The organism is Streptomyces sp. NPDC045470 (assembly GCF_040646595.1).
GTDB lineage: Bacteria > Actinomycetota > Actinomycetes > Streptomycetales > Streptomycetaceae > Streptomyces.
Genome location: NZ_JBEZAN010000001.1, coordinates 918,501 through 945,390, shown reverse-complemented (window position 1 = coordinate 945,390; position 26,890 = coordinate 918,501). Strand labels below are relative to the sequence as shown.

24 protein-coding genes and 1 pseudogene are annotated in these 26,890 nt (G+C 72.4%); 18 read left to right on the top strand and 7 right to left on the bottom strand.

Going from position 1 to position 26,890, the window contains the following annotated elements; translation table 11 throughout:
* Positions 1–101 precede the first annotated feature (101 nt).
* Both hemW and AB0A97_RS04155 read left to right on the top strand, forming a co-directional pair.
* Positions 102–1,334: a radical SAM family heme chaperone HemW gene (gene hemW / locus AB0A97_RS04160; protein WP_361144114.1), complete on the top strand. Its 1,233-nt coding sequence runs from the start codon at positions 102–104 to the stop codon at positions 1,332–1,334.
* Positions 1,335–1,407: 73 nt separating this feature from the next.
* Positions 1,408–1,825: pseudogene (locus AB0A97_RS04155) on the top strand (hypothetical protein).
* Positions 1,826–1,840: 15 nt separating this feature from the next.
* Here AB0A97_RS04155 and AB0A97_RS04150 read toward each other — a convergent pair.
* Both AB0A97_RS04150 and AB0A97_RS04145 read right to left on the bottom strand, forming a co-directional pair.
* Positions 1,841–2,668 (bottom strand): DUF3097 domain-containing protein, encoded by an 828-nt coding sequence (locus tag AB0A97_RS04150; RefSeq protein WP_361144111.1) that lies wholly within the window; start codon positions 2,666–2,668, stop codon positions 1,841–1,843.
* A gap of 28 nt (positions 2,669–2,696) precedes the next feature.
* Entirely contained in the window at positions 2,697–3,431 is a 735-nt protein-coding gene (locus tag AB0A97_RS04145; RefSeq protein WP_361144108.1) for an MBL fold metallo-hydrolase, read from the bottom strand.
* Between the two features lie 252 nt (positions 3,432–3,683).
* Here AB0A97_RS04145 and hrcA point away from each other — a divergent pair, with 252 nt between their 5' ends.
* From hrcA to AB0A97_RS04125, 4 genes are all read left to right on the top strand, one after another.
* Positions 3,684–4,700, top strand: coding sequence for a heat-inducible transcriptional repressor HrcA (gene hrcA, locus AB0A97_RS04140; RefSeq protein ID WP_030021995.1), 1,017 nt, complete (start codon positions 3,684–3,686; stop codon positions 4,698–4,700).
* Positions 4,701–5,837 carry a molecular chaperone DnaJ gene (gene dnaJ, locus AB0A97_RS04135; protein WP_361144105.1) on the top strand — a complete coding sequence of 379 codons (1,137 nt, stop codon included), beginning with the start codon at positions 4,701–4,703 and terminating at the stop codon, positions 5,835–5,837.
* A 234-nt stretch (positions 5,838–6,071) separates the two neighbouring features.
* Complete coding sequence (locus AB0A97_RS04130; RefSeq protein WP_361144102.1) at positions 6,072–7,223, top strand: nitronate monooxygenase; 1,152 nt, start codon at positions 6,072–6,074, stop codon at positions 7,221–7,223.
* The gene (locus tag AB0A97_RS04125; protein WP_361144100.1) at positions 7,220–7,963 is read left to right on the top strand and encodes a 16S rRNA (uracil(1498)-N(3))-methyltransferase; all 744 of its coding nucleotides are present in this window, start codon (positions 7,220–7,222) and stop codon (positions 7,961–7,963) included. Before AB0A97_RS04130 ends, AB0A97_RS04125 begins: the two co-directional genes overlap by 4 nt.
* Positions 7,964–8,101: 138 nt before the next feature.
* Here AB0A97_RS04125 and AB0A97_RS04120 read toward each other — a convergent pair whose 3' ends face one another.
* Complete coding sequence (locus tag AB0A97_RS04120) at positions 8,102–8,530, bottom strand: OsmC family protein (protein WP_361144098.1); 429 nt, start codon at positions 8,528–8,530, stop codon at positions 8,102–8,104.
* 161 nt (positions 8,531–8,691) lie between these two features.
* Between AB0A97_RS04120 and AB0A97_RS04115 the strand changes: the two genes are divergently transcribed.
* The 3 genes from AB0A97_RS04115 (at position 8,692) to AB0A97_RS04105 (ending at position 10,983) form a co-directional block, all read left to right on the top strand.
* Complete coding sequence (locus AB0A97_RS04115) at positions 8,692–9,504, top strand: hypothetical protein (RefSeq protein ID WP_361144095.1); 813 nt, start codon at positions 8,692–8,694, stop codon at positions 9,502–9,504.
* A gap of 192 nt (positions 9,505–9,696) precedes the next feature.
* Positions 9,697–10,053 carry a histidine triad nucleotide-binding protein gene (locus tag AB0A97_RS04110; protein ID WP_030021988.1) on the top strand — a complete coding sequence of 119 codons (357 nt, stop codon included), beginning with the start codon at positions 9,697–9,699 and terminating at the stop codon, positions 10,051–10,053.
* A 24-nt stretch (positions 10,054–10,077) separates the two neighbouring features.
* Positions 10,078–10,983, top strand: a complete 906-nt coding sequence (locus AB0A97_RS04105) for a ribonuclease Z (RefSeq protein WP_361144093.1) — start codon at positions 10,078–10,080, stop codon at positions 10,981–10,983.
* Positions 10,984–11,014: 31 nt separating this feature from the next.
* Here the strand turns inward: AB0A97_RS04105 and AB0A97_RS04100 are convergent, their stop codons facing one another.
* Positions 11,015–11,818: an HAD family acid phosphatase gene (locus tag AB0A97_RS04100; RefSeq protein ID WP_361144090.1), complete on the bottom strand. Its 804-nt coding sequence runs from the start codon at positions 11,816–11,818 to the stop codon at positions 11,015–11,017.
* 402 nt (positions 11,819–12,220) lie between these two features.
* On the opposite strand from AB0A97_RS04100, the gene AB0A97_RS04095 reads away from it, so the two are divergent.
* From AB0A97_RS04095 to AB0A97_RS04085, 3 genes are all read left to right on the top strand, one after another.
* Positions 12,221–13,564: an enolase C-terminal domain-like protein gene (locus AB0A97_RS04095; RefSeq protein WP_361144087.1), complete on the top strand. Its 1,344-nt coding sequence runs from the start codon at positions 12,221–12,223 to the stop codon at positions 13,562–13,564.
* 103 nt (positions 13,565–13,667) lie between these two features.
* Positions 13,668–14,753, top strand: a complete 1,086-nt coding sequence (locus AB0A97_RS04090; RefSeq protein ID WP_361144084.1) for an S-(hydroxymethyl)mycothiol dehydrogenase — start codon at positions 13,668–13,670, stop codon at positions 14,751–14,753.
* Positions 14,753–15,391: an MBL fold metallo-hydrolase gene (locus AB0A97_RS04085; protein ID WP_361144081.1), complete on the top strand. Its 639-nt coding sequence runs from the start codon at positions 14,753–14,755 to the stop codon at positions 15,389–15,391. Before AB0A97_RS04090 ends, AB0A97_RS04085 begins: the two co-directional genes overlap by 1 nt.
* Positions 15,392–15,404: 13 nt before the next feature.
* Here the strand turns inward: AB0A97_RS04085 and AB0A97_RS04080 are convergent, their stop codons facing one another.
* Positions 15,405–16,742: a 6-phospho-beta-glucosidase gene (locus AB0A97_RS04080; RefSeq protein ID WP_361144078.1), complete on the bottom strand. Its 1,338-nt coding sequence runs from the start codon at positions 16,740–16,742 to the stop codon at positions 15,405–15,407.
* A gap of 150 nt (positions 16,743–16,892) precedes the next feature.
* Between AB0A97_RS04080 and AB0A97_RS04075 the strand changes: the two genes are divergently transcribed.
* The 4 genes from AB0A97_RS04075 to AB0A97_RS04060 all read left to right on the top strand — a co-directional run bounded on the left by AB0A97_RS04075 (position 16,893) and on the right by AB0A97_RS04060 (position 22,203).
* Positions 16,893–18,023 carry a PfkB family carbohydrate kinase gene (locus AB0A97_RS04075; RefSeq protein ID WP_361145258.1) on the top strand — a complete coding sequence of 377 codons (1,131 nt, stop codon included), beginning with the start codon at positions 16,893–16,895 and terminating at the stop codon, positions 18,021–18,023.
* A gap of 231 nt (positions 18,024–18,254) precedes the next feature.
* Positions 18,255–20,354, top strand: a complete 2,100-nt coding sequence (locus AB0A97_RS04070; protein ID WP_361144075.1) for a PhoH family protein — start codon at positions 18,255–18,257, stop codon at positions 20,352–20,354.
* A 20-nt stretch (positions 20,355–20,374) separates the two neighbouring features.
* A complete protein-coding gene (gene ybeY, locus AB0A97_RS04065) occupies positions 20,375–20,872 on the top strand; it encodes an rRNA maturation RNase YbeY (RefSeq protein ID WP_031001943.1) in 498 nt (165 codons plus the stop codon).
* Between the two features lie 14 nt (positions 20,873–20,886).
* Complete coding sequence (locus AB0A97_RS04060) at positions 20,887–22,203, top strand: hemolysin family protein (protein ID WP_361144072.1); 1,317 nt, start codon at positions 20,887–20,889, stop codon at positions 22,201–22,203.
* On the opposite strand, the gene AB0A97_RS04055 is transcribed toward AB0A97_RS04060, so the two are convergent.
* Positions 22,194–23,426 (bottom strand): MFS transporter, encoded by a 1,233-nt coding sequence (locus AB0A97_RS04055; RefSeq protein ID WP_361144069.1) that lies wholly within the window; start codon positions 23,424–23,426, stop codon positions 22,194–22,196. The two genes, AB0A97_RS04060 and AB0A97_RS04055, sit on opposite strands and share 10 nt — an antisense overlap.
* A 101-nt stretch (positions 23,427–23,527) precedes the next feature.
* Here AB0A97_RS04055 and AB0A97_RS04050 point away from each other — a divergent pair, with 101 nt between their 5' ends.
* Positions 23,528–24,304, top strand: a complete 777-nt coding sequence (locus AB0A97_RS04050) for a helix-turn-helix transcriptional regulator (protein ID WP_361144066.1) — start codon at positions 23,528–23,530, stop codon at positions 24,302–24,304.
* On the opposite strand, the gene AB0A97_RS04045 is transcribed toward AB0A97_RS04050, so the two are convergent.
* Positions 24,286–25,704 carry an MFS transporter gene (locus tag AB0A97_RS04045; RefSeq protein ID WP_361145255.1) on the bottom strand — a complete coding sequence of 473 codons (1,419 nt, stop codon included), beginning with the start codon at positions 25,702–25,704 and terminating at the stop codon, positions 24,286–24,288. The two genes, AB0A97_RS04050 and AB0A97_RS04045, sit on opposite strands and share 19 nt — an antisense overlap.
* Positions 25,705–26,030: 326 nt before the next feature.
* Between AB0A97_RS04045 and AB0A97_RS04040 the strand changes: the two genes are divergently transcribed.
* Entirely contained in the window at positions 26,031–26,861 is an 831-nt protein-coding gene (locus AB0A97_RS04040) for a helix-turn-helix transcriptional regulator (RefSeq protein WP_361145253.1), read from the top strand.
* Positions 26,862–26,890 lie beyond the last annotated feature (29 nt).

The window sequence follows — 26,890 nt, the reverse complement described above, 5'->3', positions numbered from 1 at the left end:
GCCCCGCGCCCTGTCCCGTACTGTGCCCCCCCGTACTGCTCCGTACCGGCCGCCCGCAGGCGCTCCCCTCGCTCCCCGTCCGATGCCGGACAATGGACCACATGCCTTCCGCACTCCCCGACGGTGAGCCCATGCCCGAAGACGGGTCGCTGCCCGGTCACGCCCTGACGGGGGCGGCCGCCCGGCCGCTCGGGTTCTACCTGCACGTGCCGTACTGCGCGACGCGCTGCGGCTACTGCGACTTCAACACGTACACGGCCACCGAGCTGCGCGGTTCCGGCGGCGCGCTCGCCTCGCGGGAGAACTACGCGGAAACCGTCGCCGAGGAGATCCGGCTCGCCCGCAAGGTGCTCGGCGACGACCCCCGGCCGGTCGAGACGGTCTTCGTCGGCGGCGGCACACCGACCCTGCTCCCGGCCGCCGACCTCGGGCGGATGCTCGCCGCGATCCGTGACGAGTTCGGGCTGGCGGACGGCGCCGAGGTCACCACCGAGGCCAACCCGGAGTCCGTCGACCCGCGCTACCTCGCCGAACTGCGGGAGGCCGGCTTCAACCGGATCTCCTTCGGCATGCAGAGCGCCCGGCAGCACGTCCTGAAGATCCTGGACCGTACGCACACCCCGGGCCGCCCGGAAGCCTGCGTCGCCGAGGCGCGCGCGGCGGGCTTCGAACACGTCAACCTGGACCTGATCTACGGGACGCCCGGCGAGTCCGACGACGACTGGCGGGCCACGCTGGACGCGGCGCTCGGCGCGGCGCCCGACCACGTCTCCGCGTACGCGCTGATCGTCGAGGAGGGCACCCAGCTGGCCCGCCGGATCCGGCGCGGCGAGGTGCCGATGACCGACGACGACGTGCACGCGGACCGCTATCTGATCACCGAGGAGGCGATGTCCGCGGCCGGCTTCCAGTGGTACGAGGTCTCCAACTGGGCCACGACGGAGGCGGGCCGCTGCCGCCACAACGAGTTGTACTGGACGGGCGCGGACTGGTGGGGCGCGGGCCCCGGCGCGCACAGCCACGTGGGCGGCGTCCGGTGGTGGAACGTGAAGCACCCCGGCGCGTACGCGCAGGCCCTCGGCGAGGGCCGGTCCCCGGGCGCGGGCCGCGAACTCCTGACCGACGAGGACCGCCGCGTCGAACGCATCCTCCTCGAACTCCGCCTCGCGGCCGGCTGCCCCCTGGACCTCCTCGCCCCGGCCGGCGCCAAGGCCGCCGCCCGAGCCCTGTCCGACGGCCTCCTGCAACCCGCCCCGTACGAACAGGGCCGCGCCGTCCTGACCCTGCGCGGACGCCTGCTGGCGGACGCGGTGGTGCGGGATCTGGTGGACTGATCACCCGGCTGGGTGAATCATGTGCTTCCCGTGCGGATCGCCCTACGCTGGTCCCTAGCCTGCTGTCGTACTCATGGGCGACGGCGTGAAGCGGAGGACCACGGAGACGACGGCTGTGGATGACCGACCGACCACTCACCCCCTTGTCGCGTTCTTCGAGGAATTTGAGGTTCCCGAGGGATATAAGACGGAACTCCTGCGGGGGGAAATTGTGATGACGGCCGGGCCTGACATGGTCCACAACCGGATCGTCCAGGACCAAGCGCAGCATCTACGCCGCCGGCAAGATCCCCGCCTACCTGATCATCGACCCGATCATGGCCCACTGTGTCCTGCTCACCGAGCCCGCCGGCACCGGTGAGTACGCCGATTACGCCGTGCAGCGCATCGCAAAGTTCGGCGACCCCGTACCGCTCGACCTCCTCGGCGTCGAGCTGGACACCAGTGAGTTCCAAACCCTTCCCGACGCCAAACCCCACTCCCGCCCGTAACGGGTCCGAAGTCGCTCAGTCCGGCGCTGTAACGAAGTCGATCAGTTCCTCCACCCGCCCCAGCAGCGCCGGCTCCAGATCCCTGTACGAGTGGACCGAGCCGAGGATCCGCTGCCACGCCGCGCCCGTGTTCTCCGGCCAGCCCAAGGCCCGGCACACGCCGGTCTTCCAGTCCTGGCCTCGGGGGACGGACGGCCAGGCGCGGATGCCGGCCGAGGACGGTTTCACCGCTTCCCAGATGTCGATGTACGGGTGGCCGACGACCAGGACGTTCTCGTCCGTGACCGAGGCCGCGATCCGGGACTCCTTCGAGCCGGGGACCAGGTGGTCCACCAGGACGCCGAGGCGGGCGTCCGGGCCGGGGGAGAAGGAGCGGACGATGGCCGGGAGGTCGTCGACGCCTTCGAGGTATTCGACGACGACGCCCTCGATGCGCAGGTCGTCGCCCCAGACGCGTTCCACCAGCTCGGCGTCGTGGCGCCCTTCCACGTAGATGCGCCCGGCGCGGGCGACCCGTGCGCGGGCGCCGGGGACGGCCAGCGAGCCGGACGCCGTACGGGCCGGTCCGCGTGCGGCGGTGCGCGACGAGGGCCGTACGAGGGTGACGGCCTTGCCGTCCAGGAGGAAGCCGCGCGCGGTCATCGGGAAGACCCGGTGCTTGCCGAAGCGGTCCTCCAGGGTGACGGTCGGGCCTTCGGCGGTCTTCTCGCAGCGGACGACCGCGCCGCAGAATCCGGTGACGGCTTCTTCGACGACCAGGTCCGGTTCGGCCTCGACCTCGGGGGCCGGCTGCTGCTTCTTCCACGGCGGGGTGAGGTCCGGGCCGTACTCTCTGCTGCGCATTGGACAGACGATAAGAAGGGATGGCCGGTCAGTACCGCGACACGCCGAAGCGGCGGCTCAGCGCGTCGCGTTGCTCACGGACGAATCGGGCATCCACGACAGCTCCGTGCCCCGGTACGTACACCGCGTCCTCGCCGCCGAGAGCCAGCAGCCGGTCCAGGGCGGCGGGCCACCGGCCGGGGATCGCGTCCGGTCCGGCCTGGGGTTCGCCGGACTCCTCGACCAGGTCGCCGCAGAAGACGACCTCGGGCGAGCCGTGCGTGCCGGGGACCAGGACGACCAGGTCGTGCGCGGTGTGGCCGGGGCCGACGTTGGCGAGCAGGACCTGCCGGTCGCCGAGGTCGACGGTGCGTTCGCCGGAGACGAGGTGGTGCGGGGGCACGAGCAGGTCGGCGGCCTCCGCGGCGGCGTCCGGGTCCACGCCGTGCGACACCGCGTCGCGCCGCAGGTCGTCCTGGGCCCGCGGCAGGAACTCGTCGAGCCCGGCCGCGCCGAAGACCTGGACGCCCGCGAAGGCCGCGGTGCCCAGCACATGATCGAAATGGGGATGGGTCAGCGCGACATGTGTCACGTTCCGCCCCGTGATGCCGCGTAGCTGCCGGCGCAGCTCGGCGCCGTCCCGGAGCGTCGCGCCGGTGTCGACGATCAGCACGCCGGACGAGCCGACGACGGCGCCGGCCGTCTCGTCCCAGCCGGGCATCCGGCGCCGGCCGACGCCCGCGCCGAGCCGTTCCCACCCGGCCTCTTCCCAAGTCGTACGCATACCGAGACGCTAGCCGTATCGCGATAGCGTTGCCCGCCGGACCGGGAGGTTCCGGATGCCCGGCGGCATACGGGGTACGCATTTCGCGGGAGCCCGGAGCACGACTCCGGTACCGCCGCCCTTGCCCTGCCCGTGCGACCCGGCCGTACACTTGGTCAGGGTCTGGCACTCGGCCCTGATGAGTGCCAGGGAAGACGACCCGGAAGAACCCGGCCGCGCGCCGGTGACACGGCCGGACTGGAGGTGTGCGCGATGCTCAGTGAACGCAGACTCGAAGTGCTGCGCGCCATCGTCCAGGACTATGTCGGGACCGAGGAGCCGGTCGGCTCCAAGGCGCTGACCCAGCGGCACCAGCTCGGTGTCTCACCCGCCACGGTCCGCAACGACATGGCCGCGCTGGAGGACGAGGGCTTCATCGCCCAGCCGCACACGAGCGCCGGGCGCATCCCGACGGACAAGGGCTACCGCCTCTTCGTCGACAAGCTGGCCGGCGTCAAGCCGCTGTCCAGCCCCGAGCGGCGCGCCATCCAGAACTTCCTGGACGGCGCCGTCGACCTGGACGACGTCGTGGGCCGTACGGTACGGCTGCTGGCGCAACTGACGCGGCAGGTCGCCGTCGTGCAGTACCCGTCGCTGACCCGGTCCACGGTGCGGCACGTGGAACTGCTGTCGCTGGCGCCGGCCCGGCTGATGCTGGTGCTGATCACGGACACCGGCCGGGTAGAGCAGCGCATGGTGGACTGCCCGGCGCCGTTCGGCGAGACCTCCTTGGCGGACCTGCGGGCGCGGCTGAACAGCCGCGTGGTGGGGCGGCGGTTCACGGACGTGCCGCAGCTCGTGCAGGATCTCCCGGAGTCCTTCGAGCAGGAGGACCGGGGCACGGTCTCGACAGTGCTGTCCGTGTTGCTGGAGACTCTGGTGGAGGAGACCGAAGAGCGGCTGATGATCGGCGGCACCGCCAATCTCACGCGCTTCGGGCACGATTTCCCACTGACCATCCGGCCGGTGCTGGAGGCACTGGAGGAGCAGGTGGTGCTCCTCAAACTGCTGGGGGAGGCCAAGGACTCCGGCATGACCGTACGCATCGGGCATGAGAATGCCCATGAGGGCCTGACGTCCACATCGGTCGTCGCGGTCGGTTACGGTTCGGGCGACGAGGCAGTCGCCAAACTCGGCGTGGTCGGACCGACCCGCATGGACTACCCCGGAACGATGGGAGCGGTACGCGCAGTGGCACGTTACGTCGGACAGATCCTCGCGGAGTCGTAAGTGGCCACGGACTATTACGCGGTCCTGGGCGTACGACGCGATGCCTCGCAGGACGAGATCAAGAAGGCTTTCCGGCGGCTGGCCCGCGAGCTGCACCCGGATGTGAACCCGGATCCGAAGACCCAGGAGCGGTTCAAGGAGATCAACGCCGCTTACGAGGTGCTGTCGGACCCGCAGAAGAAGCAGGTCTACGACCTGGGCGGCGACCCCCTCTCGCAGGCGGGTGGCGGCGGCGGGGCCGGCGGCTTCGGCGCGGGCTTCGGCAACTTCTCCGACATCATGGACGCGTTCTTCGGCACGGCCTCGCAGCGCGGACCCCGGTCCCGCACGCGGCGCGGCCAGGACGCCATGATCCGGCTGGACGTCGAACTGGACGAGGCGGCCTTCGGGACCACCAAGGACATCCAGGTGGACACCGCCGTCGTCTGTACGACCTGTTCGGGAGAGGGCGCGGCGCCGGGCACCTCGGCGCAGACCTGTGACATGTGCCGCGGCCGCGGTGAGGTCTCGCAGGTCACCCGGTCCTTCCTGGGCCAGGTCATGACGTCGCGGCCGTGCCCGCAGTGCCAGGGCTTCGGTACGGTCGTGCCGACCCCGTGCCCGGAATGCGCCGGCGACGGCCGGATCCGCTCCCGCCGTACGCTCACGGTCAAGATCCCGGCCGGTGTGGACAACGGCACCCGCATCCAGCTCGCGGGCGAGGGCGAGGTCGGTCCCGGCGGCGGCCCGGCCGGCGACCTGTACGTGGAGATCCACGAACTGTCGCACCCGACGTTCCAGCGGCGCGGCGACGACCTGCACTGCACGGTCACCATCCCGATGACGGCGGCGGCGCTGGGCACCAAGTGCCCGCTGGAGACGCTGGACGGCGTGGAGGAGATCGACATCCGGCCCGGCACCCAGTCCGGCCAGTCGATCCCGCTGCACGGCCGCGGCGTCACCCACCTGCGCGGCAACGGGCGCGGCGACCTCATCGTGCACGTCGAGGTCATCACGCCGTCCAAGCTGGACGCGGAGCAGGAGGAGCTGCTGCGGCGGCTCGCCAAGCTCCGCGGCGAGGAACGCCCGACGGGGCAGTTCCAGCCGGGCCAGCAAGGGCTGTTCTCGCGCCTCAAGGATGCGTTCAACGGGCGGTAGGCGGGTTGTCGTGCCGGGGGTCCGGGGGTCGTCCCCCGGACAGGCACGGCAGCGGGCGGTGACCCCACGTCCGGCACACGGCGGCGGTCGGGCTTGAGTCCGGCCGCCGTTCGTCGTCCGGTGTCCCCGGAGCCCTCGGCGCCTGCCCGAACTGCCCTGATCGCCGGACGTGTTTGATCTTGGTGGGTCCGGGCCCGGTTCGGGCACCCGCGTGCGGCGTGACACGATGTGGGCATGCCCACAGCGCTGACCGATCTCTGCCGTCATCCGATCGCGCAGGCCCCCATGGCAGGCGGCGTCGCCCGCCCGGAGCTGGCCGCCGCCGTCAGCGGCGCCGGCGGACTCGGCTTCCTGGCCGCCGGGTACAAGACCGCGGACGGCATGTATCAGGAGATCAAACAGCTACGTGGGCTCACCGACCGCCCCTTCGGTGTGAACCTCTTCATGCCGCAGCCCTCGCTGGCCGACAACGCGGCCGTCGAGGTCTACCGTGAGCAGCTCGCGGGCGAGTCGGCCTGGTACGAGACGCCGCTGGACGACATCGATCCGTACGAAGGTGTCGACGACGGGTACGAGGCGAAGCTCGCCATCCTGCGCGAGGACCCGGTTCCGGTCGTCTCCTTCCACTTCGGGTGTCCGACCCGCGCCGTCCTCGACGGGTTCGCCAAGGTCGGTACGTACACGATCGTCACCGCCACCACGGCGGCCGAGGCGCAGGCCGCGCAGTGGTCCGGCGCCGACGCGGTCTGCGTCCAGGGCATCGAGGCCGGCGGCCACCAGGGCACCCACCGCGACGACCCGCAGGCCGACGGCACGGGTGCCGGGGTCGGGCTGCTGTCGCTGATCGCGCAGGTGCGGGAGGCCGTGCAGATACCGATCGTCGCGGCCGGCGGTCTGATGCGCGGCTCGCAGATCGCCGCGGTGCTGGCGGCGGGCGCGTCGATGGCGCAGCTCGGTACGGCGTTCCTGGTCACCCCGGAGTCCGGCGCGAATCCGCTGCACAAGCAGGCGATGACCAACCCCCTGTTCACGCGGACCGAGCTGACCCGGGCCTTCTCCGGGCGCCCGGCCCGCAGCCTGGTGAACCGGTTCCTGCGCGAGCACGGCCCGTACGCCCCGGCCGCCTATCCGGCCGTGCACCACCTCACCTCGGGCCTGCGCAAGGCCGCCGCCAAGACCGGCGACGCGCAGGGCATGGCGCTGTGGGCGGGCCAGGGGCACCGGTTGGCGCGGGAGCTGCCGGCCGGGCAACTGGTCGAGGTGCTGGTGGCCGAACTGGAGGCGGCGCGCGCCGGATCGGTCCGGGAAGACGCGCGGGGCTCCGGTGCGCCGGAGAGCTACCAGGCCGGTCCGGGGCTCCCGGGCGAGCTGGGGGGTGCGCTGTGACGGCGCCGGTGTTTCTCGTCGGGAGTGTCCCGGGCGTGGGGGAGACCGTGCTGGACGGGCCGGAGGGGCGGCACGCGGTCTCCGTACGGCGGCTTCGCGCGGGCGAACCCGTGGTGCTGACGGACGGCCACGGCAGCGGCGCGGTGGGCGTGGTGCGGGCCGCCGAGGGCAAGGACCGGCTCGTCGTCGATGTGACCGGTACGCAGACCGAGCCGGAGCCGACGCCGCGCATCACCGTCGTCCAGGCCCTCCCCAAGGGCGACCGCGGTGAACTGGCCGTGGAGACCATGACGGAGACCGGCGTGGACGCCGTCGTCCCGTGGGCCGCGTCCCGGTGCATCACGCAGTGGAAGGGCGAGCGGGCCGCGAAGTCCCTCGCCAAGTGGCGCAACACCGCCCGCGAGGCGGGCAAGCAGGCGCGCCGGCTGCGCTTTCCCGAGGTCGCCGACCTGATGTCGACGAAGCAGGTCGCGGCGCTCCTCGCGGAGGCGGACTTCGCCGCCGTACTGCACGAGGACCGCGACGCGGGCAGTGCGCCGCTGGCCGCCGCCGAACTCCCGTCGAGCGGGCGGATCGTGCTCGTGGTCGGCCCCGAAGGGGGCGTGTCGCCGGAGGAGTTGGCGGCCTTCGAGGAGGCGGGCGCCAAGGCGTACCGGCTCGGGTGGAGCGTACTGCGGACGTCGACGGCGGGTACGGCGGCCACCGCGCTGCTGCTGGGCCGTACCGGCCGCTGGAGCTGACGGCGCGACAGACGACCGGGGCGCACGGCCGGGACACACGGCTGGGACGCACGACGGGGACGGCGCGACACAGCCTGAAGCGCGGCGGGGCCGCGGCGTCACGCACGCCGCGGCCCCGCCGCTTCGGCGTCGGCCGGATCAGACCAGCTCGGCGTGGAGGGTGATGTTCTTGACGCCGGCCAGCGCCTGGCTCACCGGGCAGTTCTTCTTCGCGTCCTCGGCCGCGGCCTGGAAGTCCTCCTCGGACAGGCCGGGCACGCTGGCCTTGAGGGTCAGCACGATGCCGGTGATGCCCTCACCAGGCTGGAAGGTCACGTCGGCCTTGGTGTCCAGCGCCGCGACGGTGTAGCCCTTGCCCGCGAGGCCGTGCGAGAAGGCCATCGAGTAGCAGGACGAGTGGGCCGCCGCGATCAGCTCCTCGGGGCTGGTGACGCCGTTCGGCTGCTCGGCGCGGGCCGGCCAGTTCACGTCGAACGTGCCGACGTTGGAGGAGGCGAGGGCGACGCTGCCCTTGCCCTCCATCAGGTTGCCTTCCCAGTGGGTCTGCGCGGTGCGGGTCGTTGCCATGGTGGATGACTCCTGGTCGTGGGGTGATGGCGGGCCGTGCCCGATCAGCTTAGTGAAGTCGGCGCGGTGCGCCGCGAGCCCATGAGGGGGCGGACCCACACTGGCCGAGCCGGGGCTGTCGGTCCGCCTGCGGCGGTGGGAAGCTGCCGGACATGAGGGCCATGGGGCGCTTACGAGACGTACGGCACGGGCGGGAGTGGTACGCACGGTCCGGCCGGACCCGGCGCGGCAGACTGCTCGCGGTGGCGGGCACCGTGGGCGCGGCGATCGCCGGAGTGTCCGCCTGCGAGCCGGCCGGCGGGCTGAACACCTCGTCGGTCGCCGTCACCACCGACCAGGCGGGGACGCGCGCGCTGGAGCGCATCGGCGTGAACGTGAGCTGGCTGAGCTGTACGGCGACGCTCCAGGGCGACCAGCGGGCCACCGTGAACCCGACGGCCACGGCGCAGCGGAAGTCGGTCGCCACCGTCGACTGCCAGGGGCAGACCGCCCGGGGGAGCGACATCACCCTCACCGGGCGGGTCACCTCCGCGGTCGACGGGCGCTGCGTACGGGGAAACCTGACCGCGCGCGTCGCCGGGCAGGTCGTCTTCCGGGTGAGCGTGCTCGGCAGTTGCGACGCCGACGAGCCGACCGGCAGTCAGCGGCCGACCGTGACCCGCACCGTCCAGCCGCCCAGCAGCGGCCAGTCGTCCGACGACCCGACCGACGACCCGCCGGACACCCCGCCGGTGACGGTCACCGTCACGGCGCCCGCCCCCGACCCGGACCCCGATCCCGACCCGGACCCGTCCCCCAGCGACACCTGCACGGACGGCTCCCACGACCACGACGGCCAGGGCGGTCACGACGGCCGGAACGACCATGACGGTCAGAACGGGCACGACGGCCACAACGACCACGACGGCCAGAACGACGACCACCAGGACCAGCAGAACCCCGACCAGCAGCACACCTGGGCAGCGCAACGCTGACCCCGCTCGCCCCACCTCTCCCGGCCGCCGCACGTGCCCCGCACCCCGGCCGCCGCACCACCCCGCGCAGGCGGCCCGGTACCATCCGGTCCGTAGACGTGATGGTGATGCGACACGGCACGGTACGGGCGGCCCGGCTCCGGACGGACGGGGCCGCCGCGTACCGGCCGGCGACCCGGGAGGAGCCCACCGGTGGCGGGAGAACCGCAGGCCGACTGCCTGTTCTGCAAGATCGTGGCAGGCGAGGTGCCCGCGACGATCGTGCGGGAGACCGAGACGACCGTCGCTTTCCGGGACATCAGCCCGCAGGCGCCGACCCACGTCCTGGTGATCCCCAAGGTGCACTACGCGAACGCCGGGGAGCTGGCCGCCGCCGAGCCGCGGATCGCCGGTGAGGTGCTGAGCGAGGCCGCCGCGGTGGCCGCCGACGAGAAGGTCGACGCGACCGGCTACCGGATCATCTTCAACACCGGTCCGGGCGCCGGCCAGACCGTCTTCCACGCCCACGCGCACGTACTGGGCGGCCGCGACCTCCAGCACCTGGTCTGACCGGGGCGAAGGAGCCGCAGCACCGTGTCCGTACGCGAGTTCGTCGTCCTCGGCACCGCCAGCCAGGTGCCCACCCGGCACCGTAACCACAACGGTTACGTGCTGCGCTGGGACGGCGAAGGCATCATGTTCGACCCCGGTGAGGGCACCCAGCGGCAGATGCTGCGGGCCGGGGTCGCCGCGCACGACCTGCACCGGCTCTGCGTCACCCACTTCCACGGTGACCACTCGCTGGGGCTCGCCGGCGTCATCCAGCGCATCAATCTCGACCGGGTGCCGCATCCGGTCACCGCGCACTACCCGGCGAGCGGGCAGCGGTTCTTCGACCGGCTGCGGTACGCCACCGCCTACCGCGAGACGGTACGGCTGGGCGAGGAGCCGGTGGCCGCCGACGGGGTGCTGGCCCGTACCCCGTCGTACGTCCTGGAGGCGCGCAAGGTCTCCCACCCGGTCGAGTCGTTCGGTTACCGCCTCGTGGAGCCGGACGGGCGCCGGATGCTGCCGGAGCGGCTCGCCGCGCGCGGCATCACCGGGCCCGACGTCGGCCGGCTCCAGCGCGAGGGGGAGCTGAACGGCGTCACCCTCGACGAGGTGAGCGAGGTACGGCGGGGCCAGCGCTTCGCCTTCGTCATGGACACCCGGCTGTGCGACGGGGTGCACGCCCTCGCCGAGGGCTGCGACCTGCTCGTCATCGAGTCGACGTTCCTCGACGAGGACGAGCGGCTGGCCGCCGACCACGGGCACCTGACGGCGGGCCAGGCGGCGCGCGTCGCCGCCGACGCGGGCGTGCGCCACCTGGTCCTCACCCACTTCTCCCAGCGCTACGCGGACCCTTCGGAGTTCGAGCGTCAGGCGCGGGCGGCCGGGTTCGCGGGCGAACTGACCGTCGCCCGCGACCTGATGCGCGTACCGGTGCCGAAGCGCGCCTGAGGAGCCTGCCGCCTCCGGAGTCCGTGCCGGGTCAGGGCAGGAAGTACATCGGGTTCGGCAGCTTGAACGTCTTGTCGCCGTAGCCGCCGTTCAGGTCGCTGTACTGATCGCCGAAGTTGGCGACGATGTCGTAGCCCCGCGACTCGATGTGCTTGCGGGTGCCGGACTTGAACTGGACCGTCGTGCACGTGGCGCCGCACGGCAGGTAGGCCGGCGGGTTCTTCTTGTCCTTGAGGTAGACGTGCGCGCGGTCGAGCGGGACGCCGTAGCCGACGTTCTTGAGGTTGCGCACGCTCCACTCGCGCTGCGCCTCCTTGCGGCCGGTGACGAAGAAGACCTCGATCCCCTGGCGGTGTGCCCGGTTGACGAGGCGGTCCATGCCGTAGACCGCTTCCATGTCGGTGCTCGCCAGGTACTTGTCCTGGGCCGCCTCGGTGTGGTGGAAGCCGACCTGCAGCTCGTAGTTGTACGTCAGCAGGGTGGTGTCGTCCATGTCCAGGACGATGGCGGGCTTCTTGCCGTGGTGGTGCTTGCCGGCGTCCTTGGCGACCTTGTCGAGGTAACGCCGGGCCGAGTCCGTGATGCCGCGCACCTGCTTGGCGTAGTTGCTGTGCGGCGAGGCGTGGTGCTGCCCGTCCGCGGTCACCGTGTCGCCGTAGTACGCCTTGATCTTGTCCTGCACCTGGGTGAGGTTGGGGATCTCCTTGTCCGTACGCGGTACGGAGTGCTCGGCGGTGGCCTGGCCGACGCCGAACGCCGCGGTACCGGCGACGACCGCCGTGGCGGCCGCGGCGCCGAGACGGACCCGACGGCGGGAGAGGAGAGGGTGGCGCATGTGCTGCTCCTAGGTGAACCGGTGGGGGCCACCTAGGTTTAACAGAGCGTTTACACGGACATCTACGCGCGAAGATTCAACGATTGGCAAAGGCTGGCCGGGAAGGGTCGGTGCGACGGGACGTTCAGCCTCGCCCCATCTCTGCCCGGACTGGTGCTCAGCCTGCCGGGCCCCGGTCTGTTGCCCGTGGTGCAGTGGCTGGCGCCGCTCACCCCGCTCGTCCACAACTTCCGCCACTGCTTCGAGCTGGGGCACTCATACCGTACGCAGACGCCCCGTGGCGCATCGCCGCGCCCACCGGAGTCGCGCCCGACTCTCCCGCGGCCCAACTCGTCCGTACCCCGCCCGACTTGCCCGGGCCCCCATTGACGCCCCAGGCCCGCCTCCCTACTCTCCGTCCCCATGGACGGATCATGTCTACATACGCAGACAGAGGCGCCCCGGGCGCCGACCGCTCCCACCACCGTCACCGCCATCCGCCTCACCCCGGTCCTCGTGGCCGACCCGCCCCTGCTGAACACCCAGGGCGTCCACCAGCCCTACACACCCCGCCTGATCGTCGAGGTGACCACGGCGGGCGGGGCGACCGGTCTCGGCGAGACCTACGGCGACACGAAGTACCTCGACCTGGCGGGCCCGCTGGCCGAAGCGCTGATCGGCCGCCCGGTCACGGACCTGAACGTACTGCCGCTTCTGGCCGCCGAGGTGTGCGGCGACTCCCCGGCGGCCACCGGGGACGGTGAGGTCACCGCGGGCGGCCTGCGCGGTGTGCAGACCGCCGACAAGCTGCGGCTCTCCGTCCTCTCCGGCTTCGAGGTCGCCTGTCTGGACGCCTGGGGGCGGCTCACCGGCCTGCCCGTCCACGCCCTGCTCGGCGGCAAGGTCCGCGACCGTGTCGACTACAGCGCCTACCTCTTCCACCGCTGGGCCGCGCATCCCGGCGGCCGTGGCGAACCCGACGACTGGGGCGCGGCCCTCGACCCGCCCGGCATCGTCACCCAGGCCCGCCGCCTCCATGACACGTACGGCTTCCGCTCCTTCAAGCTCAAGGGCGGCGTCTTCGAGCCCGCGCAGGAGATCGCCGCCATCCGGGCGCTGGCCGCCGCCTTCCCCGGCCGCCCGCTGCGCCTGGACCCGAACGGCGCATGGAGCGTCCCGACCTCCCTGAAGGCCGCCCACGAGCTCCAGGACGTCCTCGAATACCTGGAGGACCCCGCCGCCACCACCGCCCACATGGCCGAGGTCGCCTCCCGTACGGACCTCCCGCTCGCCACGAACATGTGCGTGACCACCTTCGCCGAGATCCGGGAGGCGTTCACCCGGGACGCCGTCCAGATCGTCCTCTCCGACCACCACTACTGGGGCGGCCTGCGCAACACCCGCGAACTCGCCGCGATCTGCCGCGCCTTCGGCGTCGGTCTGTCCATGCACTCCAACACCCACCTCGGCATCAGCCTCGCCGCCATGAACCACGTCGCCGCGACCGTCCCCGACCTGCGCCACGCCTGCGACACCCACTACCCCTGGCAGACGGAGGACGTCCTCACCGAGCGCCTCGCCTTCACCGACGGCGCACTGCCGGTGTCCGACGCGCCGGGCCTCGGCGTCACGCTCGACCGCGACCGGCTGGCGGCCCTGCACGCGCGCTGGCTGGCCGACGACGGCACGTTCCGCGACCGCGACGACGCGGCGGCGATGCGGGCCGCCGACCCGGGGTGGGTGACGCCCCGGGTGCCGCGGTGGTGAGCGGCGCCCCGCGGTCGCCGGCCCACCCACGCACCGGCGCTTCCGGCGCCGGGGACGCGTACCGTATTCATCCCGTACGTGATCTTTGGAGGGAGCTGTCCCGATGGCACAGGAAGTGCGCGGCGTCATCGCGCCGGGGAAGAACGAGCCGGTGCGGCTGGAGACCGTCCTGGTGCCGGATCCCGGACCGGGCGAGGCCGTGGTGAAGGTGCAGGCGTGCGGGGTGTGCCACACGGACCTGCACTACAAGCAGGGCGGAATCAACGACGAGTTCCCGTTCCTGCTCGGGCACGAGGCGGCGGGCGTCGTGGAGTCCGTCGGGGACGGTGTGACCGACGTCGCGCCCGGGGACTTCGTCGTCCTCAACTGGCGTGCGGTGTGCGGCAAGTGCCGGGCCTGCAAGCGCGGCCGGCCGCAGTACTGCTTCGACACCCACAACGCGCGGCAGAAGATGACGCTGAAGGACGGGACGGAGCTGACCCCCGCCCTCGGCATCGGCGCGTTCGCGGACAAGACGCTGGTCGCGGCCGGGCAGTGCACCAAGGTCGACCCCGAGGTGTCGCCGGCCGTGGCCGGGCTGCTGGGCTGCGGCGTGATGGCCGGCATCGGCGCGGCCATCAACACGGGCGCGGTGGGCCGCGGCGACACCGTCGCGGTGATCGGCTGCGGCGGCGTGGGCGACGCGGCGATCGTCGGCGCCCGGCTGGCCGGCGCGGCGCGGATCATCGCCGTGGACGTGGAGGACCGCAAGCTCTCCATGGCCAAGACGATGGGCGCCACCCACACCGTGAACTCGCGCGCCGCCGACCCCGTCGAGGCGATCCGCGAGCTGACCGGCGGCTTCGGCGCCGACGTGGTGATCGACGCGGTGGGGCGCCCGGAGACCTACCGGCAGGCGTTCTACGCCCGCGACCTGGCCGGCACGGTGGTCCTGGTCGGCGTGCCGACGCCGGAGATGAAGCTGGAGCTGCCGCTGCTGGACGTGTTCGGCCGGGGCGGCGCGCTGAAGTCGTCCTGGTACGGCGACTGCCTGCCGTCCCGCGACTTCCCGATGCTGGTCGACCTGCACCAGCAGGGCCGGATCGACCTGGCGGGCTTCGTCACGGAGACCATCGGCATCGACGGTATCGAGCAGGCGTTCGAGCGGATGCACCAGGGCGACGTGCTGCGTTCGGTGGTGACGCTCTGATGACGGCCCGCATCGACCACCTGGTCACGTCCGGCACCTTCGCGCTCGACGGCGGTACGTGGGACGTCGACAACAACGTGTGGATCGTCGGCGACGACACCGAGGCCGTCGTCATCGACGCCGCCCACGACGCCGACGCGATCCTCGCGGCGCTCGACGGCCGTACGCTGCGCGCCATCATCTGCACGCACGCGCACAACGACCACATCGACGCGGCCCCCGCCCTCGCCGCCCGCACCGGCGCGCCCGTCCACCTGCACCCGGCGGACCTGCCGCTGTGGCAGCAGACCCACCCGGACCGGGCACCGGAGCAGGAGCTGGCGGACGGCCAGGTGCTCACCGTCGCCGGCGTCGACCTGACCGTGCTGCACACTCCCGGCCACGCGCCGGGCGCGGTCTGCCTGTACGCACCGGACCTGGGGGAACACGGCACGGTCTTCACCGGCGACACCCTCTTCCAGGGCGGCCCCGGCGCCACCGGCCGGTCGTTCTCCGACTTCCCGACCATCGTCGCCTCGATCCGCGACCGGCTGCTGACGCTGCCCCCGCGCACCGAGGTCCGTACCGGGCACGGCGACGGCACCACGATCGGTGCCGAGGCGCCGCACCTGGACGCGTGGGTGAAGCGGGGGCACTGAGCCCCGGCCCGGGTCAGTCCGTGGCCGCCCGCTCCAGGATGCGGGCGGCCACCGCCGGTGAATCCACCAGCGGGTGCAGCGCCATCGCGCGCAGCGCCGCGTCCCGGTCCTTGAACTCCGCCGCCTCGACCGTCGCCAGCTCGACGGCCTTGACCTGGAGCATCAGCCCCAGTTGGTCCTCCCGCAGGGGCGCACACGGCAACGGCCGCGCGCCGTCCGCGTCCACCTCGCACACCGTCTCGATGATCGCCTCGGGCGCGAGCTGCGGCACGGTCGTGCCGTTGCGTACGTTCAGGATGAGACGCGCGGGCCGGTCACCCGAGACGGCCCGCATCACGGCCAGCGCCACCTGGTCGTAACCGCCGCCCTCCTCCATGTCGCAGGTGTCCCGCTGCCAGCCGCCGGACGCCTCCCGGCTGTCGGCCATGTACGTCTCCTCGCGCTCCTGCCGGGTGCGCTCCCAGAGTGTGTACGCCTCCTCGGGCGAGCCGCCGGACGCCGCCTCGAAGAAGCCGCTCTGCTGCTGGTCCAGGAACTCCCCGCGGGTTTCGGACGCGTCCCGCACCGAGGCCAGCGTCTCGCGGCGGAAGTAGTAGTAGTGCAGGTACTCGTTGGGAAGGGAGCCCAGCGCCCGCAGCCAGTCCGCCCCGAACAGCTTGCCCTCCTCGAAAGAGGTGAGCGCACGGGAATCCGACAGCAGTCCCTTCAGCAGGTCCGTGCCGTCCTCGGCCGTCAACGAGCGCAGCCAGCCCAGGTGGTTGAGCCCCACGTAGCCGTACGTCACCCGGTCCGGATCGGCGCCCGCGGCGCGCGCGGCGCGCCGCACCAGCCCGACCGGCGAGTCACAGATGCCGATCACCCGCTCGCCCAGCACCTGCGCCATCGCCTCGGTGACGATCCCGGCGGGATTGGTGAAGTTGACGACCCAGGCGTCCGGCGCGAGCGCCGCCACCCGCTCGGCGATGTGCAGCGCCACGGGCACCGTGCGCAGCCCGTACAGCACCCCGCCCGCACCCACCGTCTCCTGCCCCAGCACCCCCGCGTCCAGCGGAATCCGCTCGTCCGTGATCCGGCCCGCCGTGCCGCCGACCCGGATCGCCGAGAAGACGAAGTCGGTGCCGCGCAGCGCGTCGTCGAGCGACTCGGCGACCCGTACGCGAACGGGGGACGGCCGGCCGGGCCCGGTCCGCCGCTCCGCCTGCCGGGCCAGCACGGAGGCGATGACGGCCACCCGCCGCGGATCGGTGTCGTACAGGGTCACTTCGGTGACGGCCTGCGCGGGATCGTCCAGGAGCGCGCGGTGCACGAGCGGTACCCGGAAACCCCCGCCGCCCAAAATCGTGAGCCTCATGAGCCGGAACGTACCGCAGCATCGGGCAGACTGGCGTCACGCGCACGGATGAGAGGGGCAGGCACGGTGAGCGCACACGATGTCCAGCGGACCCCGGGCAACGGCCCGGCCGGCCACGTCCCGCCGGGCCCCGCGCCCGCGCTCGACCCCCTGGCCGCCGTACGGACCGGAGGCGATCCGGCCACCGACGTCTATCTCACCGGCACGGTCTTCCTGGACATCATCTTCACCGGCCTGGACTCCGCCCCGGTACGCGGCACGGAGTCCTGGGCCCGCGGCATGGGCTCCAGCCCCGGCGGCGTCGCCAACATGGCCACCGCACTCGCCCGCCTGGGCCTGCGCACCTCGCTCGCCGCGGCCTTCGGCGACGACATGTACGGCGAGTACTGCTGGGAGGCGCTGGAGCGCGGCGAACACGTCGACCTGTCGCTGTCCCGCACCGTCGCGGGCTGGCACTCTCCCGTCACCGTCTCCATGGCGTACGAAGGCGAGCGCACCATGGTCTCGCACGGCCACGAAGCGCCCAGCGGCCCCGCCCGCACCGCCTTCGACGGCAAGCACGCACCGGGCTGCCCGCCGCCGTCCCGGGCCTGCGTCGCCTCGCTGGAGCCGGGCCGCCCCGAGGGCTGGCTCGGCTGCGCCGCCCACCGCGGCAGCCGCATCTTCGCCGACGTGGGCTGGGACGACACCGGCCGCTGGGACCCGGCCGACCTCGCCGAGCTGGAGCACTGCGAAGCCTTCCTGCCCAACGCGGAGGAGGCGATGCGCTACACCCGCCTGGACTGCCCGCGCGCCGCCGCACGCAAGCTGGCCGACCGGGTGCCGATCGCCGTGGTCACCCTGGGCGCCGAGGGCGCGTACGCGGTCGACGGACGCACCGGCGAGACCGCCGAGGTGCCCGCGGTCGCGGTGGAGGCCATGGACCCCACCGGCGCCGGCGACGTCTTCGTCGCGGGCTTCGTCACCGGCTCGCTGGCCGGCTGGCCACTGGCCGACCGGCTCGCCTTCGCCGGACTGACCGCCGCGCTCTCCGTACAGGAATTCGGCGGCTCGCTGTCCGCGCCGGGCTGGGTCGAGATCGCCGCCTGGTGGCAGCGCATCGTACGGGCGGAAGCGTACGGGCGGACTCCGGACGGCGCCGCCGCTCCGTCGGCCCGTACCCAGGACGCAGCCGAGCTGCGCCGCCGCTACGCCTTCCTGGACGCCCTGCTGCCCACCGCGGACCGCGCCTGGCCGCTGGCCCGCGCCCTGCCGACCCTCGGATTCCGCCGCCCCGCGTGAGGTTGCGCGCGGGGCGCCGCGCGCACGCCCCCAGGTGAACGCCCGGCCGACCGCGGGACACCCGGCCGTACGCTCTCCGTCACCGGAGGAACACGAGAACAGGAGAACGCCGGAAAAGGCTTCGGGCCTGTCAGTGCACCGTCGTACCCTGGGTATCCCAAGGAGCCGAGCTGCCGGGCACCGTCTTTGCAGCGCAACGAATGGGGGATGAGCAGGCCAGAGAGCCGGCCCATGACTCAGACACCTACACGACCGCAGGCGCACGCCCAGTTCACCGTCCCCGCCAAGCACCCGATGGTGACGGTCCTGGGGTCCGGAGACGCCCTGCTGCGGGTCATCGAGAACGCCTTCCCGGCCACCGACATCCACGTACGGGGCAACGAGATCCGGGCGACCGGCGACCCCGCGGAAGTCGCTCTCATCCAGCGCCTCTTCGACGAGATGATGCTGGTGCTGCGCACCGGCCAGCCGATGACCGAGGACGCGGTGGAACGCTCCATCGCCATGCTGCGCTCGGCGGCGGACGGCGAGGGCGCGACGAGCGAGACCCCCGCCGAGGTGCTCACCCAGAACATCCTCTCCAACCGCGGCCGCACCATCCGCCCCAAGACCCTGAACCAGAAGCGCTACGTCGACGCCATCGACCAGCACACGGTCGTCTTCGGCATCGGCCCCGCCGGCACCGGCAAGACCTACCTGGCCATGGCCAAGGCGGTCCAGGCCCTCCAGTCCAAGCAGGTCAACCGCATCATCCTGACCCGCCCCGCCGTCGAGGCCGGCGAACGCCTGGGCTTCCTCCCCGGCACCCTCTACGAAAAGATCGACCCGTACCTGCGCCCGCTGTACGACGCCCTGCACGACATGCTCGACCCGGACTCGATCCCGCGGCTGATGGCGGCGGGGACGATCGAGGTGGCGCCGCTGGCTTATATGCGTGGTCGCAGCCAGCCCACGTTCACCAATGTGCTGACACCGGATGGTTGGCGTCCCATCGGTGACCTCCATGTCGGTGACCTGGTCATCGGTTCCAATGGTGAACCCACCCCGGTCATCGGTGTCTACCCGCAGGGTGAGAGGGACATCTACCGCGTCACCGCACAGGACGGTTCCTGGACCCTGTGCTGCGGCGAGCACCTGTGGACGGTCCGCACCGCGTCGGACAAGCGCCGGGACAAGCCGTGGCGGGTCCTGGAGACCCAGGAGATGATCGGCAACCTCCGCGCGGCACACGCTCGCCGCTACGAGCTGCCGCTGCTCACCGCTCCGGTCTGCTTCCCCGAGCGCGCCGTTCCCATGGACCCGTACGCGCTGGGGCTGCTGCTCGGTGACGGCTGCCTCACAGGCAGCACGACGCCTTCGTACTCCACCGCCGACCCGGAGCTGGCGACCGCACTCGGCACGGTGCTGCCCGGTGTGTCCGTCCGGCGGAAGAACGACGTCGACCACGTGCTCAACCGCGTCAAGGCGCCGGGCGACGTCGTCACGCTGGAGAACCCGGTCACGGGCGCCCTGCGGGCCCTGGATCTGCTCGGCACCGGGTCGTACTCGAAGTTCGTGCCGGACGATTACCTCCAGAACTCCACGGAGGTCCGGCTCGCCGTCCTTCAGGGACTGCTCGACTCCGACGGCGACCCGGTGACCCAGGCCGACCGGACCTGCCGCATCCAGTACACGACGACCTCGATCCTGCTCCGGGACGACGTCATCGCGCTGGTCCAGTCGCTGGGCGGCGTCGCGTACAGCCGCCGCCGGGCGGCCGAGGGCCGGAAGCAAGGGACGGCTCGTGGCGGCTATCGCCGGGACGCGCACATCGTCGACATCCGTCTCCCCGAAGGCATCGAGCCCTTCCGCCTCACCCGCAAGGCCGAGAAGTACCACGCGGCCGGGGGCGGCGGACGGCCGATGCGGTTCATCGACTCCATCGAACCTGCGGGGCGCGAGGAAGCGGTGTGCATCCAGGTGGCGGCCGAGGACTCGTTGTACGTCACACAGGACTACCTGCTGACGCACAACACCCTCAACGACGCCTTCATCATCCTGGACGAGGCGCAGAACACCAGCCCCGAGCAGATGAAGATGTTCCTCACCCGCCTCGGGTTCGACTCGAAGATCGTCATCACCGGTGACGTCACGCAGATCGACCTCCCGGGCGGTACGAAGAGCGGTCTGCGGCAGGTCCAGGAGATCCTGGAGGGGCTGGACGACGTGCACTTCTCGCGGCTCAGCAGCCAGGACGTCGTCCGGCACAAGCTCGTCGGCCGTATTGTCGATGCGTACGAGAAGTACGACAGCCAGAACGGCCAGAACAGCCACAACGGCCGGCGCACCTGAGAAACGAGAAGCAGCACCACATGTCGATCGACGTCAACAACGAGTCCGGAACGGACATCGACGAGCAGGCGATCCTGGATGTCGCCCGCTACGCCGTGGCCCGGATGCGTATCCACCCGCTTTCCGAGCTGTCGGTCATCGTCGTCGACGCCGACGCCATGGAACAGCTCCACCTCCAGTGGATGGACCTGCCGGGTCCGACCGATGTCATGTCCTTCCCGATGGACGAGCTGCGTCCGCCGGCCAAGGACGACGAGGAGCCCCCGCAGGGGCTCCTCGGTGACATCGTGCTCTGCCCGGAGGTCGCCAAGAAGCAGGGTGCGGAGGCGCCGACCGGGCACAGCATGGACGAGGAGCTCCAGTTGCTGACCGTGCACGGCGTCCTGCACCTGCTCGGGTACGACCACGAGGAGCCCTCGGAGAAGGCCGAGATGTTCGGCCTCCAGGCGGCGATCATCGACGGCTGGCGTGCCGAGCGCGGGCTGACGGGTCCGTCGCCGGCCCCGACCGTCACCTGACGGCGGGAGTTCCGGTGACCACCCAGCTGATCGCGGTCGCGGTCCTGCTCGTCGTCGTCGCGTGGCTCGCGGCGTGTGCCGAGGCGGGGCTCGCCCGTACGACCAGCTTCCGTGCCGAGGAAGCCGTGCGGTCCGGGCGGCGGGGCAGCGCGAAGCTGGCCGCCGTCGCCGCCGACCCCGTCCGTTATCTGAATGTCGCGCTGCTGGTGCGCGTCGGCTGCGAGATGGCGGCCGGGGTGCTGGTGACGTACGCCTGTCTGCGCTCCTTCGAGCAGACGTGGCAGGCGCTGACCGTGGCCATCGCGGTGATGGTGCTGGTCTCGTACGTCGCCGTCGGCGTCTCGCCCCGTACGATCGGCCGCCAGCACCCGCTGAACACCGCCACCGCCGCGGCGTACGTGCTGCTGCCGCTGGCCCGGATCATGGGGCCGATCCCGCGGCTGCTGATCCTGCTGGGCAACGCGCTGACGCCGGGCAAGGGCTTCCGCCAGGGCCCCTTCGCCTCCGAGGCGGAGCTGCGTTCGCTGGTGGACCTCGCGGAGAAGGAGTCGCTGATCGAGGACGAGGAGCGCCGTATGGTGCACTCCGTCTTCCAGCTCGGCGACACGCTGGTGCGGGAGGTGATGGTGCCGCGGACGGACCTGATCTCGGTCGAGCGGTTCAAGACCATCCGCCAGGCGTTGACCCTCGCGCTGCGCTCCGGGTTCTCCCGTATCCCGGTGACCGGCGAGAACGAGGACGACGTGGTCGGCGTCGTGTACGTGAAGGACCTGGCCCGCAAGGTGCACATCAGCCGGGACGCGGAGACCGAGCTGGTCTCCACGGCGATGCGGCCCGCCGTCTTCGTGCCCGACACGAAGAACGCCGGCGACCTGCTGCGCGAGATGCAGCAGGACCGCAACCACGTCGCGGTGGTCATCGACGAGTACGGCGGTACGGCCGGCATCGTGACGATCGAGGACATCCTGGAGGAGATCGTCGGCGAGATCACCGACGAGTACGACCGGGAGCTGCCGCCCGTGGAGGACCTGGGTGACGGGCGGTACCGGGTGACCGCGCGGCTGGACATCGGCGACCTCGGTGAGCTGTACGGCTTCGCGGAGCTGGACGACGAGGACGTGGAGACGGTCGGCGGGCTGCTCGCCAAGCACCTGGGCCGGGTGCCGATCGCGGGCGCGACGGCCGAGATCGACCTCGGCGAGAACGCGTCCACACTCTCGCCGAAGGCGCTGCGGCTGACCGCGGAGGCCCCGGCCGGCCGCCGCAACAAGATCGTCACGGTGCTGTGCGAGCCGGTCAGGGGCGACGGCGGCGCGGCCGGTCAGGACTGACCGCGGCGACGGAGTGCGAAGCGGTCGGGGCTGACCGCGACGCACAGCCCGGCGAGCGCCGTGGTGGTCCCGGTGATCACCACGGCGGGCCAGCCGCCGCCCGACCAGGCCACCGTGCCGGCCAGCGAGCCGACGGCGATGCCGGAGAAGCGCAGGGTGAAGTAGAGGGTGTTGAGGCGGCTGTGGACGGCGGGATCAAGGCTGAACAGTGAGGTCTGCGAGGCTGCCTGGCTGCCCCAGACCCCGACGTCCAGCACGACCACACCCGCCAGCAGCCACCACAGCGAGCCGCCGCCCGGCAGCAGGAGCAGCCACCCCGCGATCACCAGCCCGATCAGTGCCGCGAGCGCGCCGCGCCGCCCGAGCCGGTCGGCCAGCCGTCCGGCGTACGGGGAGGCCAGCGCGCTCGCCGCGGCCACCAGCCCGAACAGGCCGATCTCGGTCGACCCGTACCCGTACTCGCCTTCCAGCAGGAACGTCAGCGTGGTCCAGAACGCGCCGAACGCGATGCCCACCAGCGCGCCGGACACGGTGATCCGCCGGACCGGCGGGTGGGCGGCGAACAGCCGCGGCAGTGAGGCGAGCGTGGACCGGTACGAAACGGTCGCGGCCGCCGGGACGCGGGGCAGGGCCCGGCTCAGGACCAGCATGGTCAGCAGCGTCAGGACGCACGAGCAGCCGAACACCGCCCGCCAGCCCACCTGCTCCGCCAGCGCCCCCGAGTACGCGCGGGACGCGAGCACCCCGACCAGCAGACCGGCCTGCACGGTGCCGACGACCCGGCCCCGGCCGGCGTTGCCGCCGCCCGCCGCCAGGGCCACCGCGAGCGGTGTGACGAGCTGCGGTACGGGCGAGAGCAGGCCGACCGCGAAGCCGGCCACCACCAGCCAGGTCACGCCGGGCGCGAGGGCACAGGCGGCGAGGGCGAGCGCGGACGCCGTACCGAGGCCGAGGATGAGCCGCCTGCGGTCGTGGCTGTCGCCCGCCGGGACGAGCAGCAGGATGCCTGCCGCGTAGCCGAGCTGGGTGGCGGTGGGCACCGCGCCGAGCACGTCCGGGGCCACTCCGAGGGAGTGGGCGGCGGCGCCCAGCAGCGGCTGGTTCAGGTAGACGTTGGCGGCGGTGACGGCGCTGGTGGCGGCGAGCAGCAGGGCCGTCGGACGGGTCAGGCCGGAGCGGGGCGGGCGGTCGGTGCGCGGGGGCGCGGAAGCTGGTTCGATCACATGAGCCGACGCTAGGCCGGGGCGGGCGTGGCAGGCTTGTGCGGGAGTGCCAAGTTCTGTCGAGAACGTGCCAGGTGGGGGAAGGCGGAAAGTGAGGCGGCGTGTACGGCAAGAGCGAGGACCGGGAGGACTACCAGCGGGTGCCCCGGCCGGTCGCCGCGATGGCCCGTGACCTGCCCGACGGCCACCACATCCCCGATCACCGGCACCCCCGGGCCCAGTTGATCTACGGCACCACCGGCGCGATCTCGGTGGCCACCGGGCACGGCGTGTGGGTGGCGCCCGCCACCCGTGGCGTGTGGGTGCCCGCCGGGCTGACCCACGCGATGACCTGCGCGGGCGCGGTCGCCATGCGCACCCTCTACATCGAGCCGCAGTCCGCCTGGCGGCTGCCCGACGCGCCCACCGTCGTCTCGGTCTCCCCGCTGCTGCGGGAGCTGATCGACGAGGCCACCCGGCTTCCGGTGGAGTACGACGTACGGGGCCGCGACGGCACGGTGATGGACCTGCTCCTGCACGAACTCGCGCCGCGCCCCGTACCGGCCCTGCACCTGCCCGCCCCGGACGACCCCCGGCTGCGCGACCTGTGCGCGGCGATCCGGCGCAGCCCCGGTGAGGACTGGACGACCCCGTGCGCCGCGGCCCGCGCCCATCTGAGCCCGCGCAGTCTGCACCGCAGGTTCGCCGCCGCCACGGGGATGAGCCCGGCCCGCTGGGTGCAGCAGGCCAGGCTCGTCCACGCGGTCACCCTGCTGGCCAGGGGAACTCCGGTCACCTCCGTCGCCACCGGCCTCGGCTATGCCACGCCCAGCGCCTTCACGGCCATGTTCCGGCGGGCGCTGGGCACCACTCCGTCGGCCTACTTCGCAGGCGTGTAGGGCGTACGGGACCGGCGGGCCGCCCGGGAGAGGCCGACGGCGGCCAGCGTGGCGACCACCGCGACGAGCAGCGCGTCCGCGCCGAGCCCCAGCCGGACGCCGCCGAGCGTGGCGTCCGCGAAGCTCGCGCCGTCCGCCCGCAGGGCCGTGACGCGGGCCGACGCCAGAGCGCTCAGCAGCGGGATGCCGACCGTGAGGCCCAGTTGCTGGGAGCTGGTGACCAGGCCGGTGGCCAGGCCCTGTTCGGTGTCCGGCACACCGGAGGTGACGATCACTCCGTACGAGACGATCGCCCACAGATGCCCGAAGCAGGCGACCGTCACGGCGGCCGTCGCGCACCAGACGCCGGACGCGGCCGTGCCCACGGCCAGCAGCGCGGCGGTGCAGACGGCCTGGACGGCCAGTCCGGTGACCAGCGTGCGGCGGGCGCCGATCCGTCCGATCACCTTCGGCGCGACCATACCGGAGACCACCGCGAAGAGTCCCTGCACGCCGAAGACGAGGCCGGTGAGGAAGGCGGAGAGGCGCAGCACTTCCTGGAGGTAGAGCGTCAGCAGGAAGACCACCGCGCTCATCATCGAGAAGGTGACCAGGCCCGCCAGACTGCCCCACGCCACCGTGGGGCGGCGCAGCATCGGCAGCGAGACCAGCGGCTGGGCGGCCCGGGACTCCACGACGACGAACACGACGAGCAGGACGGCGCCGAGGGCCAGCGCGACCAGGACGTCCGGGCGGCCGAAGCCGGTCTCGGCGGCGGTGGACAGGGCGTAGATCAGGGCGAGCAGGCCGCCGGTGACGGTCACCGCGCCGGGTATGTCGATCCGGGGACGCTCGGGGTGCCGGGATTCGGCGAGCAGCGCGGGCGCCACCGCCAGTACGGCGATCCCGGCCACCGCCAGGACGCCCATCGTCGACCGCCAGCCGAGTGAGTCGGTCAGCGTGCCGCCGAGCACCATGCCGATGGTGAAGCCCGTCGAGAGCAGGGTGCCGCTGATCCCGAGGGCGCGTTCGCGCTGCGGGCCCTCGGTGAAGGTGGTGGTCAGCAGGGACATGCCGGTGGGCACGATGACCGCGGCGCCCAGCCCTTGCAGTGCGCGCCCGGCCAGGAAGACGGCCGGGCTCCAGGCGAGCGCGGCGAGCAGGGAGGCCGCCGTGAAGAGGGCGAGCCCGGTGAGGAAGAGCCGTCGCCGCCCGTACAGGTCGGCGATCCGCCCGAACAGCAGCAGGAATCCGCCGGACGGCAGCGCGAACGCGGTGACCGCCCACTGGAGGTCGGCCTGTCCCATCCCGAGATCCCGGCCGAGGACCGGGAGCGCCACGTTCAGGATCGAGAAGTCCAGCGCGACGATGAACTGCGCGGCGCAGAGCAGGAGAAGGGTCAGTTTGGCGCGGGCGGTCATACGGGCGGGTGCGGTCGCGGATGCGGGAGCAGGGGAGGGCGCGGGGGTGTCGGTGAGGCCGGCGGGGGCGGGCGGAAGAGTGTCGGTCGGCATACGAGGAGCCTGCGGCCCAGGAATACGGCATGGGGAGCGGGAACTTATCGTGGTGTCCGGACCACCAGGCACGGCCCGGACGCGGCGGCCGTGGTGGCGGCCGGAAAGTCGTGGCCGACAGGGGGAACGGCGTGAGCGAGTCCGCACGGGCGGAATCCGTACCGACGACAGGGGAGTCCGGCGGCCCGGACGGCGCCGAGCCGCGCCGCCGGCAGGAGCTGCGGGACTTCCTGATGAGCCGCCGGGCCCGGGTCAGCCCGGCCGACGCGGGCCTGCCCGACGGCGGGCGCCGCCGGACGCCGGGGCTGCGCCGTGAGGAGGTCGCGGTGCTCGCCGGGGTCGGCGCTTCGTGGTACCAGTGGCTGGAGCAGGGGCGTGACATCACCGTCTCGCCGCAGGTGCTGGACTCCGTGGCGCGGGTGCTGCGGCTGAGCGGCGTGGAGCGACGGCACCTGTACGTGCTGGCCGGGCTCAACCCGCCGCTGCGGCCGGACCCGGATCCCGCGGCGCTCGACATGTGCGAGGGGCTGCAACGGCTGATCGACGCGTGGATGCCGTTCCCGGCGCACATCATGGATCCGTACTGGAACAACATCGCCTTCAACGAGGCGTCGCGGATCGTCCTCAACCACGGCCAGGAGGGCTCCAGTTCCAACTGCCTGATCGCGTACTTCACCGATCCGGTCTACCGGGCCCGCGCCGCCAGTTGGGCCCGGAACGCGCCGACGGTCGTGGCGCAGTACCGGGCGGCGTGGTCGGAGCGGCCCGGTGACGAGGGGTACGAGGCGGTCGTCCGGCACGTGTCCGGGGCCAGCGAGGAGTTCGCGCGTCTGTGGGCGCGCGGGGACGTGCTGGACGGCGGGCAGGTCCACAAGGAACTGGAGCATCCGCTCGTCGGCACGCTGCTCTTCGAGTCCACCCAACTGCGGGTCCCGGCCCGTCCGGATCTGACCATCGTGCTGCACAATCCGCGCCGTACGGCGGAGGCGGACACGGGAGCGAAACTGGAGTGGCTGACCTCGCCGGAGGGCCGCCGGGGCGGCATGTTCTCGGTGGCGGGGTGACGCGGCGGCACCGGCCACCGCCGTACGCG